The sequence below is a fragment of the Clostridium sp. KLE 1755 genome (assembly GCF_000466465.2).
GTDB classification, from domain to species: domain Bacteria; phylum Bacillota; class Clostridia; order Lachnospirales; family Lachnospiraceae; genus Eisenbergiella; species Eisenbergiella porci.
Genome location: NZ_KE992719.1, coordinates 6,419 through 20,596 on the forward strand (window position 1 = coordinate 6,419; position 14,178 = coordinate 20,596).

The 14,178-nt window shown below is 51.9% G+C and carries 12 protein-coding genes; 11 read left to right on the forward strand and 1 reads right to left on the reverse strand.

Annotated elements, in window-relative coordinates; translation table 11 throughout:
- Positions 1-204: 204 nt before the first annotated feature.
- Positions 205-1,467, reverse strand: coding sequence for a nucleotidyltransferase (locus HMPREF1548_RS15400; RefSeq protein WP_021637211.1), 1,263 nt, complete (start codon positions 1,465-1,467; stop codon positions 205-207).
- Between the two features lie 479 nt (positions 1,468-1,946).
- Here HMPREF1548_RS15400 and pta point away from each other — a divergent pair, with 479 nt between their 5' ends.
- From pta to HMPREF1548_RS15455, 11 genes are all read left to right on the forward strand, one after another.
- The gene (gene pta / locus HMPREF1548_RS15405; protein WP_021637213.1) at positions 1,947-2,948 is read left to right on the forward strand and encodes a phosphate acetyltransferase; all 1,002 of its coding nucleotides are present in this window, start codon (positions 1,947-1,949) and stop codon (positions 2,946-2,948) included.
- Between the two features lie 73 nt (positions 2,949-3,021).
- Positions 3,022-4,221, forward strand: coding sequence for an acetate/propionate family kinase (locus HMPREF1548_RS15410; protein ID WP_021637214.1), 1,200 nt, complete (start codon positions 3,022-3,024; stop codon positions 4,219-4,221).
- Positions 4,222-4,651: 430 nt separating this feature from the next.
- Entirely contained in the window at positions 4,652-6,127 is a 1,476-nt protein-coding gene (gene trpE / locus HMPREF1548_RS15415) for an anthranilate synthase component I (RefSeq protein ID WP_021637215.1), read from the forward strand.
- On the forward strand, positions 6,124-6,693 hold the full coding sequence (locus HMPREF1548_RS15420) for an anthranilate synthase component II (RefSeq protein WP_021637216.1): 570 nt from the start codon (positions 6,124-6,126) through the stop codon (positions 6,691-6,693). The genes trpE and HMPREF1548_RS15420 overlap by 4 nt, the downstream gene beginning before the upstream one ends.
- A 56-nt stretch (positions 6,694-6,749) precedes the next feature.
- Entirely contained in the window at positions 6,750-7,757 is a 1,008-nt protein-coding gene (trpD, locus tag HMPREF1548_RS15425; protein ID WP_021637217.1) for an anthranilate phosphoribosyltransferase, read from the forward strand.
- Positions 7,758-7,768: 11 nt separating this feature from the next.
- Positions 7,769-8,551 (forward strand): indole-3-glycerol phosphate synthase TrpC, encoded by a 783-nt coding sequence (gene trpC / locus HMPREF1548_RS15430; RefSeq protein WP_021637218.1) that lies wholly within the window; start codon positions 7,769-7,771, stop codon positions 8,549-8,551.
- A complete protein-coding gene (locus HMPREF1548_RS15435) occupies positions 8,548-9,234 on the forward strand; it encodes a phosphoribosylanthranilate isomerase (protein WP_021637219.1) in 687 nt (228 codons plus the stop codon). The genes trpC and HMPREF1548_RS15435 overlap by 4 nt, the downstream gene beginning before the upstream one ends.
- The gene (trpB, locus tag HMPREF1548_RS15440) at positions 9,227-10,411 is read left to right on the forward strand and encodes a tryptophan synthase subunit beta (protein WP_021637220.1); all 1,185 of its coding nucleotides are present in this window, start codon (positions 9,227-9,229) and stop codon (positions 10,409-10,411) included. Before HMPREF1548_RS15435 ends, trpB begins: the two co-directional genes overlap by 8 nt.
- Positions 10,404-11,201, forward strand: coding sequence for a tryptophan synthase subunit alpha (gene trpA / locus HMPREF1548_RS15445; RefSeq protein WP_021637221.1), 798 nt, complete (start codon positions 10,404-10,406; stop codon positions 11,199-11,201). The genes trpB and trpA overlap by 8 nt, the downstream gene beginning before the upstream one ends.
- Positions 11,202-11,470: 269 nt before the next feature.
- Positions 11,471-12,862: an MBOAT family O-acyltransferase gene (locus tag HMPREF1548_RS15450; RefSeq protein ID WP_035322365.1), complete on the forward strand. Its 1,392-nt coding sequence runs from the start codon at positions 11,471-11,473 to the stop codon at positions 12,860-12,862.
- 12 nt (positions 12,863-12,874) lie between these two features.
- Positions 12,875-14,173, forward strand: coding sequence for a GDSL-type esterase/lipase family protein (locus HMPREF1548_RS15455; protein WP_021637223.1), 1,299 nt, complete (start codon positions 12,875-12,877; stop codon positions 14,171-14,173).
- The last annotated feature ends 5 nt before the right edge of the window (positions 14,174-14,178 follow it).

The following is a 14,178-nucleotide window of genomic DNA, read 5'->3' on the forward strand; positions in this document are numbered from 1 at the left end:
GCCGGGAGGATAACTGCATCCGCCCCGGTTCCCGCCCCTGTCCGTCCGGAGTCCTGTTCCCTTCTCCGGGCTGTGGCAGGGGTATTTTTTGATCTAGTTTCAAAAACGGGGTGTTCCTGACTGTCCCGGACTGCCGGAATTCTGCCAACGCGGCCAAAACTCCTCACGCAGCAACTGCGTTGGCTGTGTTCGTCAGACAGGCCGTTAGGGAAGGGGGCAGGTTATGGGGAGTTGGCGTTGGTATTCGTTGGTGAAGGGAATGTGGTATTTTTGGCAGAGGACGGTTTGGTAAATGTGGGAGGCCTGGATGTCTTCCTGGAGCATTTGGGTGGTGAAGGGGGTGAGGAGGAATGAGGCGGCGGATAGTTTGGGCAGGTAGGGGATTTTGGCGTTGTTTTTTATGGCGTTCAGGAGAGGGGCGGCTTTTTTGGTGAAGGCCAGGGGGCGGGCGTAGGAGGGGAAGCGGGTGCTTTTTCCGGCGTCCTGGTTTTCCTGGGTGAGGTTCAGGAGTATGTGGGTGAGGCAGCGGCTGGCGCGGGCATAAGTGAGGTCTTTGGTGTTGAGGAGCTGGCAGAAGCTTTTCCAGTCGGTGTAGTTATTCAGGTTTTTCTTCAGCTTGTCGGAGAGGTCCGGGGTGATGTCTGCGTATTTCTGGTAGCCGTTTTGAGCCTCCATCAGAAGGCGGTAGTGGATGAGGAGGGAAAAATCCTGTTCTGAGAGAAGGCCTTGTTGGTTCAGGTGTGTTTCCCAGATTGGCCAGGTTTGTTCCGGGAGGGAGGCTTTGACGGTGTGGAAGCCGGTTCCTTCCAGAAGGGCTTTTCTGATGGCGGTGGCAGAGCTGAAGCTTTCCTGGCTGCAGTGGGCGGCCGAGAGGTTTTCTTCGTGGTAGGCGGAGCCCTGGCGGAGGATTGTGAGGGGGCGTATTTTGCTTTGGGAGAGGGTCAGGGCTTTGCAGTATTCAATTCCGAGGATATTGTTCGGGAGGGTCCAGTATTGGGTGTCGGTTTCGTCGCTTAAATTAAGGGCTTTGGCCCTGGCGGCGGGGTAGGAGAGGCCTTCTTTTTGGTTTTGTCTGATGCGTCGGCGGTATTCATCGTCTTTTTCGGCGGAGAGGAGGGCATGGGCGGATGCGGCGATTTTTTCAGTATCTCCGGATTCGCTTCCAAAGCACAGATAATCCACAACGCGCAGGCCGTCCAGGACGGAGACGGCTCCGCCTGCAAAAAATTCTGCGCTTGCACAGGCATATCGTACCGGAAGCTCCAGTACCAAATCCGCGCCGCAGGCCAGGGCCATTCTGGCTCTGGTGTATTTATCAAGTAAAGCCGGGGCGCCCCGTTGTGTGAAATCTCCGCTCATCACTACTATTACGTAATCGGCGTCTGTCAGTTCGCGGGCTTTTTTTATCTGGTATTCGTGTCCTTTGTGGAAGGGGTTATATTCGGCTATAATTCCTGTGACCTTCATATCGGTTATTTTTCCTCCATAGGTCTGATTGTTAATGCTGTTCGGGCTTTCCGCAGTTATTTTTTATTTCCCAAGCGTAACTGTGAGGGGCTGAACAGTTACTCCTAATCACAAAAAGCATATCATGTTTTGGCGGGCGGGACAATAGCGTGAGCTTCGGCTCTTGCTTTTGTACAAATTCATGGCTACTGTACACTCCGTGGCCAGTAACTGCATAAATCCATTTAAAATTGCCTGCGGCAATGGGATTTATGCACTCTTGAATCACTTTCTTACGTACTGTGCAGTAAAGGCACAGTACTGTGTGAACAGTAACAATTCACGAACAATTTATGCCCATTGGTGAAATGTGCAAGATTTTGTACAATAAAATCAGGAAAATAGCCTTGTATACAAAAAAAGAATTCTGTATAATTTAGCTAGACGAAAAGTGGACGACAAAAATTGGAAGAAGTGGAATAGAAAGGAGTTTTTTGGGTATGTCTTATATTGATACGATTAAAGAGAAGGCTAGGTCTGACAGAAAAACAATTGTAATGCCTGAAACAAATGACAAAAGAACGCTGATTGCAGCCGCGCATGTGCTGCAGGAGGGAATTGCCAACATTATTATGGTGGGCAATGAAGAGAAGATTATGGACGGCGCCGGCTGGCTGGAAGTGGATCTGACCGGGGTTACGGTGATTGATCCCAACAAGACAGACAAGCTGGATGAGTATGTGGAGATCCTTTACGAAACAAGAAAAGCAAAGGGAATGACCATGGAAAAGGCAAGGGAGATCCTTCTGAGCGATCCTCTGACCTTCGGTGTGGTTATGGTAAAGGCCAATGATGCGGATGGAATGGTTGCCGGTGCGTGCCATGCCACTGCGGACGTGCTCAGGCCCTCCCTGCAGATACTCCGTACAGCTCCCGGCGTGAAGCTGGTTTCCGCATTCTTTATCCTGGATGTGCCGGATTGTGAGTATGGCGAGCACGGCACCTTCCTTTTTGCAGACTGCGGTCTGAATCAGGATCCCACCTCGGAAGAACTGGCTGCCATCGCCGATACAAGCGCAAAGAGCTTTAAGCAGCTCATCGGCGCAAAGCCCATTATTGCCATGCTTTCTCATTCCACCAAGGGAAGCGCACACCATGCGCTGGTTGACAAGGTGGTTAAGGCAGTGGAAATTGCCCATGAGGAATATCCGAACCTGACGCTGGACGGAGAATTGCAGACAGATGCCGCGCTGGTTCCCAAGGTGGCCAAATCCAAGGCTCCCGACAGCGATGTGGCCGGCAAGGCAAATGTGCTTATTTTCCCCAACCTGGATGCGGGCAACATCGGCTATAAGCTGGTTCAGCGGCTGGGCAGGGCGGAAGCCTACGGCCCCATGCTTCAGGGAATTGCAAGACCCGTCAACGATCTGTCCAGAGGCTGTTCCTGGGAGGATATCGTAGGTGTTGTTGCGCTGACGGCGGTACAGGCACAGCTTGTTTAAAAAGGCATGGCAGCTGTAGAGCTCCTTATTAACCACGGCCTGTGATAAAAGAAAAGGGAAAAGGTGTTGTTCAATGAATATTTTAGTAATTAACTGCGGAAGTTCATCCCTGAAGTTCCAGCTGATAGATTCGGAAAGTGAAAAGCTGATTGCAAAGGGACTGTGTGAAAGAATTGCTATCGAAGGAAGCCGGCTGGTTTATACTCCTGCGGGAGGAGAAAAGCAGATTACGGAAGCTCCCATGAGGGATCATAAGGAAGCGGTCAGCCTTGTGCTGAAGGCCCTGACGGATGAAAAAACGGGCGTGGTAAAAAGCCTTGATGAAATTGGCGCCGTAGGACACCGCCTGGTACACGGCGGGGAGCATTTTTCAAAAGCTACCCTGATTACGGAGGAAGTAAAAAAAGCGATCCAGGACTGCTGTGAGCTTGCGCCGCTTCATAATCCGGCCAACTTAATCGGCATTGAGGCCTGTGAGGCGCTGATGCCGGGAACTCCCATGGTGGGCGTATTCGATACAGCCTTCCATCAGACGATGCCGGAAGAAGCCTATATGTATGCCATTCCTTACCGTTATTACCAGGATTACAAAATTAGGAGATATGGTTTCCACGGCACAAGCCACGCTTATGTTTCCAAAAGAGCGGCGGCTGTGCTGGGGCAGCCCGTTGAAAGCCTGAAAACCATCGTATGCCATCTGGGCAACGGCGCTTCCGTATCCGCAGTGAAATACGGAAAGTGCATCGATACCTCCATGGGCCTTACCCCTCTGGAAGGCCTGGTTATGGGCACCAGAAGCGGCGACATCGATCCCGCCATCATCGAATTCATCGCCCATAAAGAAGGCAAAAGCATCGATGAAATCATGAATATCCTGAACAAGGAATCGGGCGTGTACGGCCTTTCCAACGGCTTCTCCTCCGATTTCCGTGACCTGGAGGACGCTTACCTGGAAGGAAATGAAGACGCAGCCCGTGCTTTAAAAGCTTTTTCCCAGAGAGTTATCAAATACATCGGCGCGTATGTCGCGGAAATGGACGGCGCAGACGCCATCTGCTTTACCGCAGGGCTGGGAGAAAACAGCCCTATCATCCGGGATATGGTATGCGCAAGCCTGTCCTACCTGGGGATAACCCTAGACGAGGAAGCAAACCATAAACGAGGCGAGGAAATCATAATTTCCAGGCCCGGAAGCGGCACTAAGGTACTGGTAATCCCCACCAACGAAGAACTGGCGATTGCCAGGGAAACCGCTGAAATTGTAAAATCTTAAAATTTTTGCTTGCTTTTATGAAACTTTAGCGTTATAATGCAATAAAATAAAACATGAAACAACTTAATAATATTTTGAAAACCGATGATGTGGAGATAAAAACAGATCGTGCACTTACAGAGAGTCCGGAATGCTGAGAACGGACAGGACGCAGCCTGTTAAATGGACCACGGAGGGCATGGTGAAGGCAGCCGCAGAGGCTGGCCCAGTAGCCGTGACGTGAGGCATACGTCAGTTGCCGCGGATATGATAGTATCCGGCGAGAGCGCGCAGTTTATCTATTTGCGTGAATCAAGGTGGCACCGCGGGAGCAGTTTATTCACCCGTCCTTGACAGAAAACTTTTATGAGGATTCTGTCTTGGACGGGTTTTTTGTATTGCGAAGGCTTTGCCGGAGCGCACCGTCCGGGCAGGGAGCAGGAGGTATAAAATGGAACAGATGACCCTGGAACAGGCGAAAAGAATAGCGCAGGAGGGAGATTACGGGCTGGTGCCGCTGACCAGAGAGCTTTATGCGGATGCAATAACTCCCACAGAGGTGATGCGGATTCTGAAAAATATCAGCAGGCATTGCTACATGTTGGAAAGCGCAGAGGATAATAAGCGGTGGGGCAGATATACCTTCCTTGGATATGAACCGGCGCTGGAAATTACCTGCCGCAACGGTTCGGTACAGATAAAAAACGCACTCCACACCATCCGGGCGGAGGGAGGTCCCGGGGAGTGCATCCGTCAGCTGCTGTCGGAGAACGCAAGTCCGGCGGTGGAGGGGCTTCCTCCGTTTACAGGCGGCCTGGTGGGATATTTTTCCTACGATTACATTAAGTACAGTGAACCGGGCCTTGTGCTGGATGCCACGGATACGGAAGGATTCCAGGATGTGGATCTGATGCTTTTTGATAAAGTAATCGCTTTTGACAATTACCGGCAGAAAATCATTCTCATAGCCAATGCGAAAACAGATGATTTGGATCACACTTACAATAAAGCCATGGAGGAACTGAGGAACATGGAGGAGCTGATCCGAAGAGGACGGAAAGCACTGATCCCTCCGCTGAGGCTTCATTCCGGTTTCCGGCCGCTCTTTGAAAAGGAAGAATACTGCGGCATGGTGGAAAGGGCAAAGCATTATATCAGGGAGGGAGATATTTTCCAGGTGGTGCTCTCCAACCGGCTGGAGGCGGATATGGAAGGGAGCCTGTTTGATACCTACAGGATACTGCGTACTGTGAATCCTTCGCCGTATATGTTCTATTTTTCCGGAGACAGCATGGAAATAGCGGGCGCCTCCCCGGAGACTCTGGTAAAGCTGGAGGACGGGACGCTTTATACCTTCCCATTGGCCGGAACGAGGCCGAGAGGGGCGGACAGGGAAGAGGATGAACGGCTGGAAAGAGAGCTTCTGACAGATGAAAAGGAATGTGCGGAGCACAATATGCTGGTGGATTTGGGGAGAAATGATATCGGCAGGATCGCAGGCATAGGAACGGTTAAGGTAGAAAAATACATGAGCATCCAGCGTTATTCCCATGTGATGCACATCGGATCCACGGTTTCAGGAAGCCTTCGGGAGGATAAAGACGCGCTGGATGCAGTGGATGCCATCCTGCCTGCGGGAACGCTTTCCGGAGCGCCCAAGCTGCGGGCCTGTGAAATCATTAATGAACTGGAAGATAATAAGAGGGGGATCTACGGCGGCGCCATTGGTTATCTGGGCTTTACCGGGAATATGGATACCTGCATCGCCATCCGCCTGGCCTATGCAAAAAACGGAAAGGTATTCATCCGCTCTGGCGCCGGCATTGTGGCGGACAGCGAGCCGGAAAAGGAATATCAGGAATGCATTAACAAGGCAAAGGCAGTGATGACTGCGCTTGAGATGGCGGAAGGAGGGATTGACAGATGATACTGCTGATTGATAATTATGACAGCTTTTCCTATAACCTGTATCAGCTGATTGGCTCAGTAAATCCGGATATCCGGGTTATCCGCAATGATGAGAGGACCGTAGAGGAAATTGAGGCCATGGGGCCGGAACTGATTGTTCTCTCCCCCGGCCCTGGGAAGCCCTCCCGGGCCGGTGTGTGTGAAGAGGTGGTCAGAAAGCTTTCCGGCAGAATACCGCTGTTTGGGGTTTGCCTGGGCCATCAGGCCATCTGTGAGGCCTTTGGCGCGAAAATCGGATATGCAAAACAGCTGATGCACGGAAAGACCTCGGAAGCCTTTCTGGAAGAGGAAAGCCGCCTTTTCCGGGGGATGGGCGGCTCCATACAGGTTGCCAGGTATCATTCGCTGGGGGCGGAGCCGGAGAGCATACCGGAGGAGCTTCGGATAACTGCCAGAACGGCAGACGGGGAAGTGATGGCCGTGGAACACCGGGAATATCCTGTATATGGTGTCCAGTTTCATCCGGAATCGGTGCTGACGCCCGCCGGAATAACAATAATTAAAAATCTGCTGCAGGTCTTTTAAGGCCATCCGGGCGGAGGAAACCAGTAATATATAATATAACAGAAAGGAATACAGAAATGATTAGAGAAGCAATTGCCACACTGGCAAACGGAGAAGATATCGGATATGAAACAGCCAAAACGGTTATGAATGAGATCATGTGCGGAGAGGCCAGCGACATCCAGAAAAGCGCATATCTGACAGCGCTTTCCATGAAAGGGGAAACCATTGAGGAAATCACAGGCTCGGCGGAGGAGATGAGAAATCATTGTGTCCGGCTTCTGAATGATATGGATGTGCTGGAAATCGTGGGGACCGGAGGGGATCGTTCCAATTCCTTCAACATTTCCACCACCTCCGCCCTGGTGATCGCGGCCGGCGGCGTACCTGTGGCAAAGCATGGCAACCGGGCCGCTTCCAGCAAATGCGGCGCTGCGGATGTGCTGGAGGCGCTGGGCGTGGACATTACCATAGCCCCGGCCAAAAGCGCGGAGCTGCTGAAGGAAATCGGAATCTGTTTCCTGTTTGCCCAGAAATACCATACGGCCATGCGTTATGTGGGGCCGGTGCGTAAGGAGCTGGGAATCCGTACCGTATTCAATATCCTGGGTCCTCTGGCCAATCCGGCGGGAGCGAACATGGAGGTTATGGGCGTGTATGATAAGGAGCTGGTGGAACCGCTGGCAAGAGTGCTTGTAAATCTTGGCGTAAAGAGCGCGATGGTAGTGTATGGGATGGATAAGCTGGATGAAATATCCATGAGCGCGGAAACCTTTGTCTGTGAGGTAAAGGATGGCAGCTATAAAACCTACTACATCGAACCGGAACAGTTTGGCTTTCACAAATGTGATAAGAAGGAGCTGGAAGGCGGGACGCCGGAGGAAAACGCGGAGATTACCTTAAAGATCCTGGACGGGGAAAAAGGCCCCAGAAGAGATGCGGTGGTACTGAATTCAGGCGCCGCCCTGTATATTGCGGGCAGGGCGGAAAGCATGGAGGAGGGCGTGAGAATGGCGGAGGAAATCATCGACAGCGGAAAAGCGAAGCGGAAGCTGGAGGAGTTTGCCGCCTGCTCCAGAAGCTAGGAGGATTGGGTATGATATTGGAAACCATAGCGGATAAAACAAGAGAACGGGTAGCGGAGCGCAGGAAAAGGGTCCCTTTATACAGACTGCAGGAGGAAGCGGAGAAGCTTCCGGCTGTTACGGGCTTTCCTTTTGAAAAAGCCATTGCCGGGCAGGAGCTTTCTTTCATCTGTGAGGTGAAAAAAGCGTCTCCGTCAAAAGGGCTTATTGCGCCTGATTTCCCCTATCTTCAGATTGCAGGGGAATATGAAAAGGCGGGGGCTGCCGCTGTTTCCGTCCTGACGGAGCCTGATTTTTTCATGGGAAGCGACAGGTATCTGCAGGAGATTGCAACTAAGATCCATATTCCGGTACTGCGGAAGGATTTTACCTTAGATGAATACATGATATATGAGGCCAGGCTGCTGGGGGCGTCGGCAGTCCTGCTGATTTGCTCGCTTCTGCGGGAGGAGGAACTGAAGCGGTATCTCATGCTGGCGGACAGCCTGGGAATGTCGGCGCTGGTGGAGGCGCATGACAGGGATGAGGTAAAAAAGGGGCTGGAGTGCGGCGCGAGGATTATCGGAGTGAACAACCGGGATTTAAAAACCTTTCAGGTGGATATCAGCAATTCGGTGCGGCTGCGGGAGCTGGTTCCAAAAGAAATTCTGTTCGTTTCCGAAAGCGGAATGAAGACGGCGGAGGATATCCGGATACTGGAAGAAAACGGCACAAACGCAGTTTTAATTGGGGAGACGCTGATGCGCAGCCCTGACAAGCGCAGAGAACTGGAAAGACTGCGCGGCAGGCTGTGAGCCCACTGATACCGGCGGCTTTTCAAGAAGAAGAGAAGCCGGCGGAAAGAAGGACGAAGGTTAAAATCTGCGGACTGAGCCGGACAGAGGATATCTTCTATGTGAATGAGGCATGTCCCGATTATGTGGGCTTCGTCTTCGCAAAAAGCCGCAGACAGGTGGAGCCGTCCCAGGCGGCCGCCCTTCGGAGACTCCTTCGAAGGGAAATATGCCCGGTGGGTGTTTTTGTGAATCAAAAGCCGGAGGAGATACTCAGGCTCCTGCGTGATGGAACCATTGAAGCGGTTCAGCTTCACGGACAGGAAACGGAGGAGCAAATCCGGCTTATCAGGCAGGAGAGCGGGAAAAAGGTGATTAAGGCCGTCAGAATTACGGATGGCAGACAGCTGGATGCATGGAAGGAAAGCAGTGCCGATTATCTGCTGCTTGACGGCGGCTGCGGAGATGGGAAGGTTTTTGACTGGTCCGTAGCGGAAAAAGCAAAAAGCCTGGGAAAGCCCTTTTTCCTGGCAGGAGGGCTGAATGCCTGCAACGCGGCGGAGGCGGTGCGGCTGTTTGAACCATATGCGCTGGATTTAAGCAGCGGTGTGGAAAACGCCGGGGTAAAGGACCGGCAGAAAATACTGGATTTTATGAGAGCGGTCAGGCTGGCCGGGAAAGAAAGGGAGAATTGCGATGAGTAAGGGACGTTTTGGTATTTTTGGAGGACAGTATATTTCAGAAACCCTGATGAATGAACTGATCCGTCTGGAGGAATGCTATGAATTTTATAAAAAGGATCCGGATTTCCTGGAGGAGCTGGACCGTCTGCAAAAGGAATATGCCGGCAGGCCTTCCCTTCTGTACTATGCGGAAAAGATGACCAGGGATCTGGGCGGCGCGAAGATTTATCTGAAGCGGGAGGATTTGAACCACACCGGATCCCACAAAATAAATAATGTGCTGGGCCAGGTGCTCATGGCCAAAAAGATGGGAAAAACCAGGGTGATCGCGGAGACCGGAGCAGGGCAGCATGGGGTGGCGACCGCTACGGCCGCGGCGCTGCTGGGCATGGAGTGCGAGGTTTTTATGGGGAAGGAGGATACGGACAGACAGGCGCTGAACGTATACCGGATGGAGCTGCTTGGCGCGAAGGTGCATCCGGTAACCAGCGGAACGCAGACCTTGAAGGATGCGGTGAATGAAACCATGCGGGAATGGACCAACCGGGTATCCGATACCCATTATGTGCTGGGTTCCGTGATGGGGCCTCATCCTTTTCCTACTATAGTGCGTGATTTCCAGAGCGTGATCAGCAAAGAGGCGAGGGAGCAGATTCTGGAAAAGGAAGGAAGGCTTCCGGCAGCGGTTGTGGCGTGCGTGGGCGGCGGCAGCAATGCCATGGGAATGTTTTATCGTTTTATCGAGGATGAGGGCGTGAAGCTCATCGGCTGTGAGGCCGCGGGAAAAGGCGTGGACACACAGCTGCATGCGGCTACCATGGCTAAGGGGACGCTGGGAGTGTTCCACGGGATGAAATCCTATTTCTGCCAGGATGAATATGGACAGATAGCGCCGGTTTATTCCATTTCCGCAGGGCTGGATTATCCCGGGATCGGGCCGGAGCACGCATATCTGCACGATACGGGAAGAGCGCAGTATGTGCCGATAACCGATGAGGAGGCTGTGGAGGCCTTTGAATATCTGGCGCGCACGGAGGGGATTATCTGCGCGATAGAAAGCGCCCATGCGGTTGCCCATGTGATGAAAACCGCAAGGCAGTACGGGCCGGAGGAAAATATTATTATCTGTCTGTCAGGCAGAGGCGATAAGGATGTGGCGGCTATAGCGCGCTACAGAGGGAGGAAGCTTTATGAGTAACATAAAAAATGCATTTCAAAACGGAAAGGCTTTTATTGCCTTTCTTACTGCGGGGGATCCGAATGCGGATAAAACGGTGGAATATATTCTGGAAATGGAGAAGGCAGGGGCCGATCTGGTGGAAATCGGCATTCCCTTTTCCGATCCGACGGCGGAGGGCGTGGTGATACAGGAGGCCAATATCCGTGCCCTCGGCGCAGGGATGACCACGGACGGCGTGTTTGATATTGTACGCAGGGTCAGGGAAAAATCCCGGATTCCGCTGGTGTTCCTTACGTATCTGAACCCGGTATTCCACTATGGTTATGATCGGTTTTTTGAAAAATGCGGGGAGCTTTCCGTGGACGGAATCATCATTCCGGATCTTCCGTTTGAAGAAAAGGGGGAGCTGGCGCCTGCGGCAACAGCACATGGCGTGGATCTGATTTCCATGATTGCGCCTACCTCTAAGGAACGGATTCGGAAGATTGCTTCGCAGGCAGCAGGCTTTCTCTACATCGTCTCTTCCATGGGAGTAACCGGTGTAAGGAGTGAAATCACCACGGATTTAGGCGCCATTGTCAAAGAGATCCGGGAAGTTACGGATGTCCCCTGCGCGGTGGGCTTCGGCATCAGCACGCCGGATCAGGCCCGGCAGATGGCAGCATTATCCGACGGGGCTATTGTGGGCAGCGCTATTGTGAAAATTATCGCCGAAAAGGGAGGGCAGGCCGGGGAAGCTCTTGCGGAATACGTGAGTAAAATGAAGGCCGGCGTATGTGCCGCCAGGGAGGCGCAGAAGAGCCTTTAAAGCGCTTTGCGGCAGCAGATTGTAAATTATTACAGTAATATTAAGATTTCATTAAGTTAAAAAAATCGCGAAAATTCTCTTTTCATTCCTATTAAAATGTATTATGCTTAATAGGCCGTGGCAGGTCGTTTTATGTCGTAATCAATATGGCGGGCGGTATGCAAATGCATGGTCCAATGCCGGGACAGTGGGCCTGGGGCCGCGGTAATACTGAATTAGAAATGACGTTTGGAGTGGAGAATGTGGCAGGATTTGAAATAGGAAAGATAATGAGTGAGAATAGCCTTGTATTCAGCAGTCTGGAATTCCTTTTTCGGTTCCTGCCTGTTTTTCTGGTTATTTTTTATCTCACCCCTGTAAAATACAGAAAAATTGTACTTTTTATCGGCAGTATCCTGATGTATGCCTGCGGGGAGCCGCAGTTTGTCCTTTTGCTGCTGGCGTGTACGGCGCTTAATTTCCTTATCGGGCGGAATATGCGCACGGATACCGAATCGCCCTGCCCGCACAGCAGGTGGCGGCATAAGAAGCAGCGGAAATGGCTTCTGCTGGCGCTGGCAACGGATGTGGGAGTGCTTGCTTTTTTCAAAATTGGAAATGCTGCGGACAGCAATATCCTCCTTCCCCTGGGAATCAGTTTTTATACCTTTAAAATGATTTCCTATCAGATGGATGTTTACCGGGGAAAGGCGGAGGCTGCCGGTTCCTTCTGGATTTTCGGCTCTTACATATGCATGTTCCCGCAGCTGACAAGCGGCCCTATCATGCGGTATGGGGATGCGCAGGACAGCCTGGAGGCACCCCACTGTACGCCGCAGCAGTTTGAAGAGGGCCTGCGGCTGCTTGTAATCGGTCTGGGGGCCAAGGTGCTGCTTGCGGACAAGCTGGGACTTTTATGGAATGATATCCAGACCATCGGTTTTGAAAGTATTTCCACGCCCCTGGCCTGGCTGGGAGCGTTTACCTACTCCCTGCAGCTGTATTTTGACTTCGAAGGCTATTCCCTGATGGCGGTGGGAATCGGCATGATGATTGGGCTGCCTTATATTAAGAACTTCAATCAGCCTTACATGGCTGTTTCGGTCAGTGATTTCTGGCGAAGGTGGCATATGACGCTGGGAAGCTGGTTCAGGGACTATGTCTATATTCCCATGGGAGGCAACAGGAAAGGGCTGCCCAGGCTGGTTTTGAACCTGTGTGTTGTCTGGCTGCTGACGGGGCTGTGGCACGGCGGAAGTGTGAATTTCCTTGTCTGGGGCATTACGGTAGGCGTTTTTGTGATTCTCGAAAAGCTTATATATGGAAAGTGGCTGAGCCGGCACAGCGTGCTGTCCCATGTTTATGTGTGGATTATAATCCCTCTTACCTGGGTAATTTTTGCAGTGACCAGCCTGAAGGATCTGGGCATTTATTTCGGCAGGCTGTTCCCCTTCTTCGGCGTGGGAGAAACGCTGAATCCCGGGGATGTGTTCAAGTATCTTTCCATGTACTGGTGGCTGCTGCTGGGCGGTATTTTCTTCTGTATACCGGCGGTATCCGTATGGTTTAACAGGCATAAACGGAAATGGTATGGATATGCGCTTGTGCTGGTGATTTTCTGGGCGGCTGTTTACCAGCTTTCGAATGCGGCTAACAATCCTTTTATGTATTTCAGATTTTAAGGTGGCATAATAATGAAGAATTGGAAAAAATGTCCGCTCTTTCTGCTTTTGCTTGTGAGCGGGCTGGTAATAACAGGAGCCGGGTACGCAGGTGAGCACAGTATCTATGCAGCCTACAGTAAGCCGGACGGGTGGATGACGCCGGGGCTGTCTCTGGTTTTTCAGGGATGGAAGGACGGCGTGTATCCGTGGGAGCTGTTCGGCAATAGCGATGCCAGCCAGACGATGGCGGAGGCGGGAACAGATACTGAGAACAGTGTTTTGCAGGAAACGCAAGCCCTGGAAAATGTCCCGGACACGGCGGAAATGCCGGAACCTGAGGAAACACAGGCTACACAGGCTTCAGATAATGGTTCAGGTCAGGCTGAGGGAAACGGTCAGGGCAGTGTATCGCAGAATTCGGTCAGCGGCAATTTCCTGGCGGGGGACGGACTGGTATCAGGCAATTCCGTGCAGCCGATGTATGATAAGTTCGGAAAGCTGATCAATCAACCGGCTCCGGAGCAGATAAAGCAGGAAATTCCCATGCAGATACCGGACGGCGGAGGCGTATCCGAAAATCAGGTTCCGGCTGAAGGGGTAGGGACTTCCCAGGCTGAGAACCCGGAAAATGCGCCGGAGAACGGAGCACAGAGCCAGGAACAGCTGGCAGAGGGGCAGGAACAGCAGGGTGCTTCGGAAGAGGATACCAATAAAACATATGAATTCACTACGGTGAGCGAGGATTATTTTAATGACGCGCTGTTCATTGGGGATTCCAGAACGGTGGGATTGTGTGAATACGCAGGAATGCGGGATCGCGCTACCTTCTATGCGGCGACCTCGCTGACGATTTATAATGTATTTGAATCGCCCAAAAAGGTGGCCCAGCTGGACGATGGCACGAAGGTGACGATTGAAGAGGCGCTGTCACAGAAGCAGTTTAAGAAGATTTATATAATGCTGGGAATCAATGAGCTGGGAAGAGGAACAACGCAAAGCTTCTTTACCGTTTATGCCGACACCGTGAACCGGATACGCCAGCTGCAGCCGGAGGCCATTATTTTCGTACAGGGCATCATGCGCGTAAGCGGTGAAAAGAGCCGCACGGATAAGGTGTTTAACAATGCAGCTATCAACGAAAGGAACGAGGCGCTGGCAGCCATGGCCAACAATCAGGATATCTTCTATCTGGAAGTAAATGATGCGGTCTGCGATGCCAACGGCGACCTGGTGACGGAATATACCTTTGACCAGATACATTTGAAAGCGAAGTACTACCAGCTTTGGAAGAATTATCTGCTGGGACATGGTATTGTACGGGATGAATAGAAGGA

Coding starts and splice junctions, on each gene's coding strand:
- trpA (WP_021637221.1), top strand. CDS start 10,404: ATGAGTAACATAAAAAATGCATTTCAAAACGGAAAGGCTTTTATTGCC.
- HMPREF1548_RS15420 (WP_021637216.1), top strand. CDS start 6,124: ATGATACTGCTGATTGATAATTATGACAGCTTTTCCTATAACCTGTAT.
- trpE (WP_021637215.1), top strand. CDS start 4,652: ATGGAACAGATGACCCTGGAACAGGCGAAAAGAATAGCGCAGGAGGGA.
- HMPREF1548_RS15455 (WP_021637223.1), top strand. CDS start 12,875: ATGAAGAATTGGAAAAAATGTCCGCTCTTTCTGCTTTTGCTTGTGAGC.
- HMPREF1548_RS15400 (WP_021637211.1), bottom strand. CDS start 1,467: ATGAAGGTCACAGGAATTATAGCCGAATATAACCCCTTCCACAAAGGA.
- trpD (WP_021637217.1), top strand. CDS start 6,750: ATGATTAGAGAAGCAATTGCCACACTGGCAAACGGAGAAGATATCGGA.
- HMPREF1548_RS15410 (WP_021637214.1), top strand. CDS start 3,022: ATGAATATTTTAGTAATTAACTGCGGAAGTTCATCCCTGAAGTTCCAG.
- HMPREF1548_RS15450 (WP_035322365.1), top strand. CDS start 11,471: ATGAGTGAGAATAGCCTTGTATTCAGCAGTCTGGAATTCCTTTTTCGG.
- pta (WP_021637213.1), top strand. CDS start 1,947: ATGTCTTATATTGATACGATTAAAGAGAAGGCTAGGTCTGACAGAAAA.
- trpC (WP_021637218.1), top strand. CDS start 7,769: ATGATATTGGAAACCATAGCGGATAAAACAAGAGAACGGGTAGCGGAG.
- trpB (WP_021637220.1), top strand. CDS start 9,227: ATGAGTAAGGGACGTTTTGGTATTTTTGGAGGACAGTATATTTCAGAA.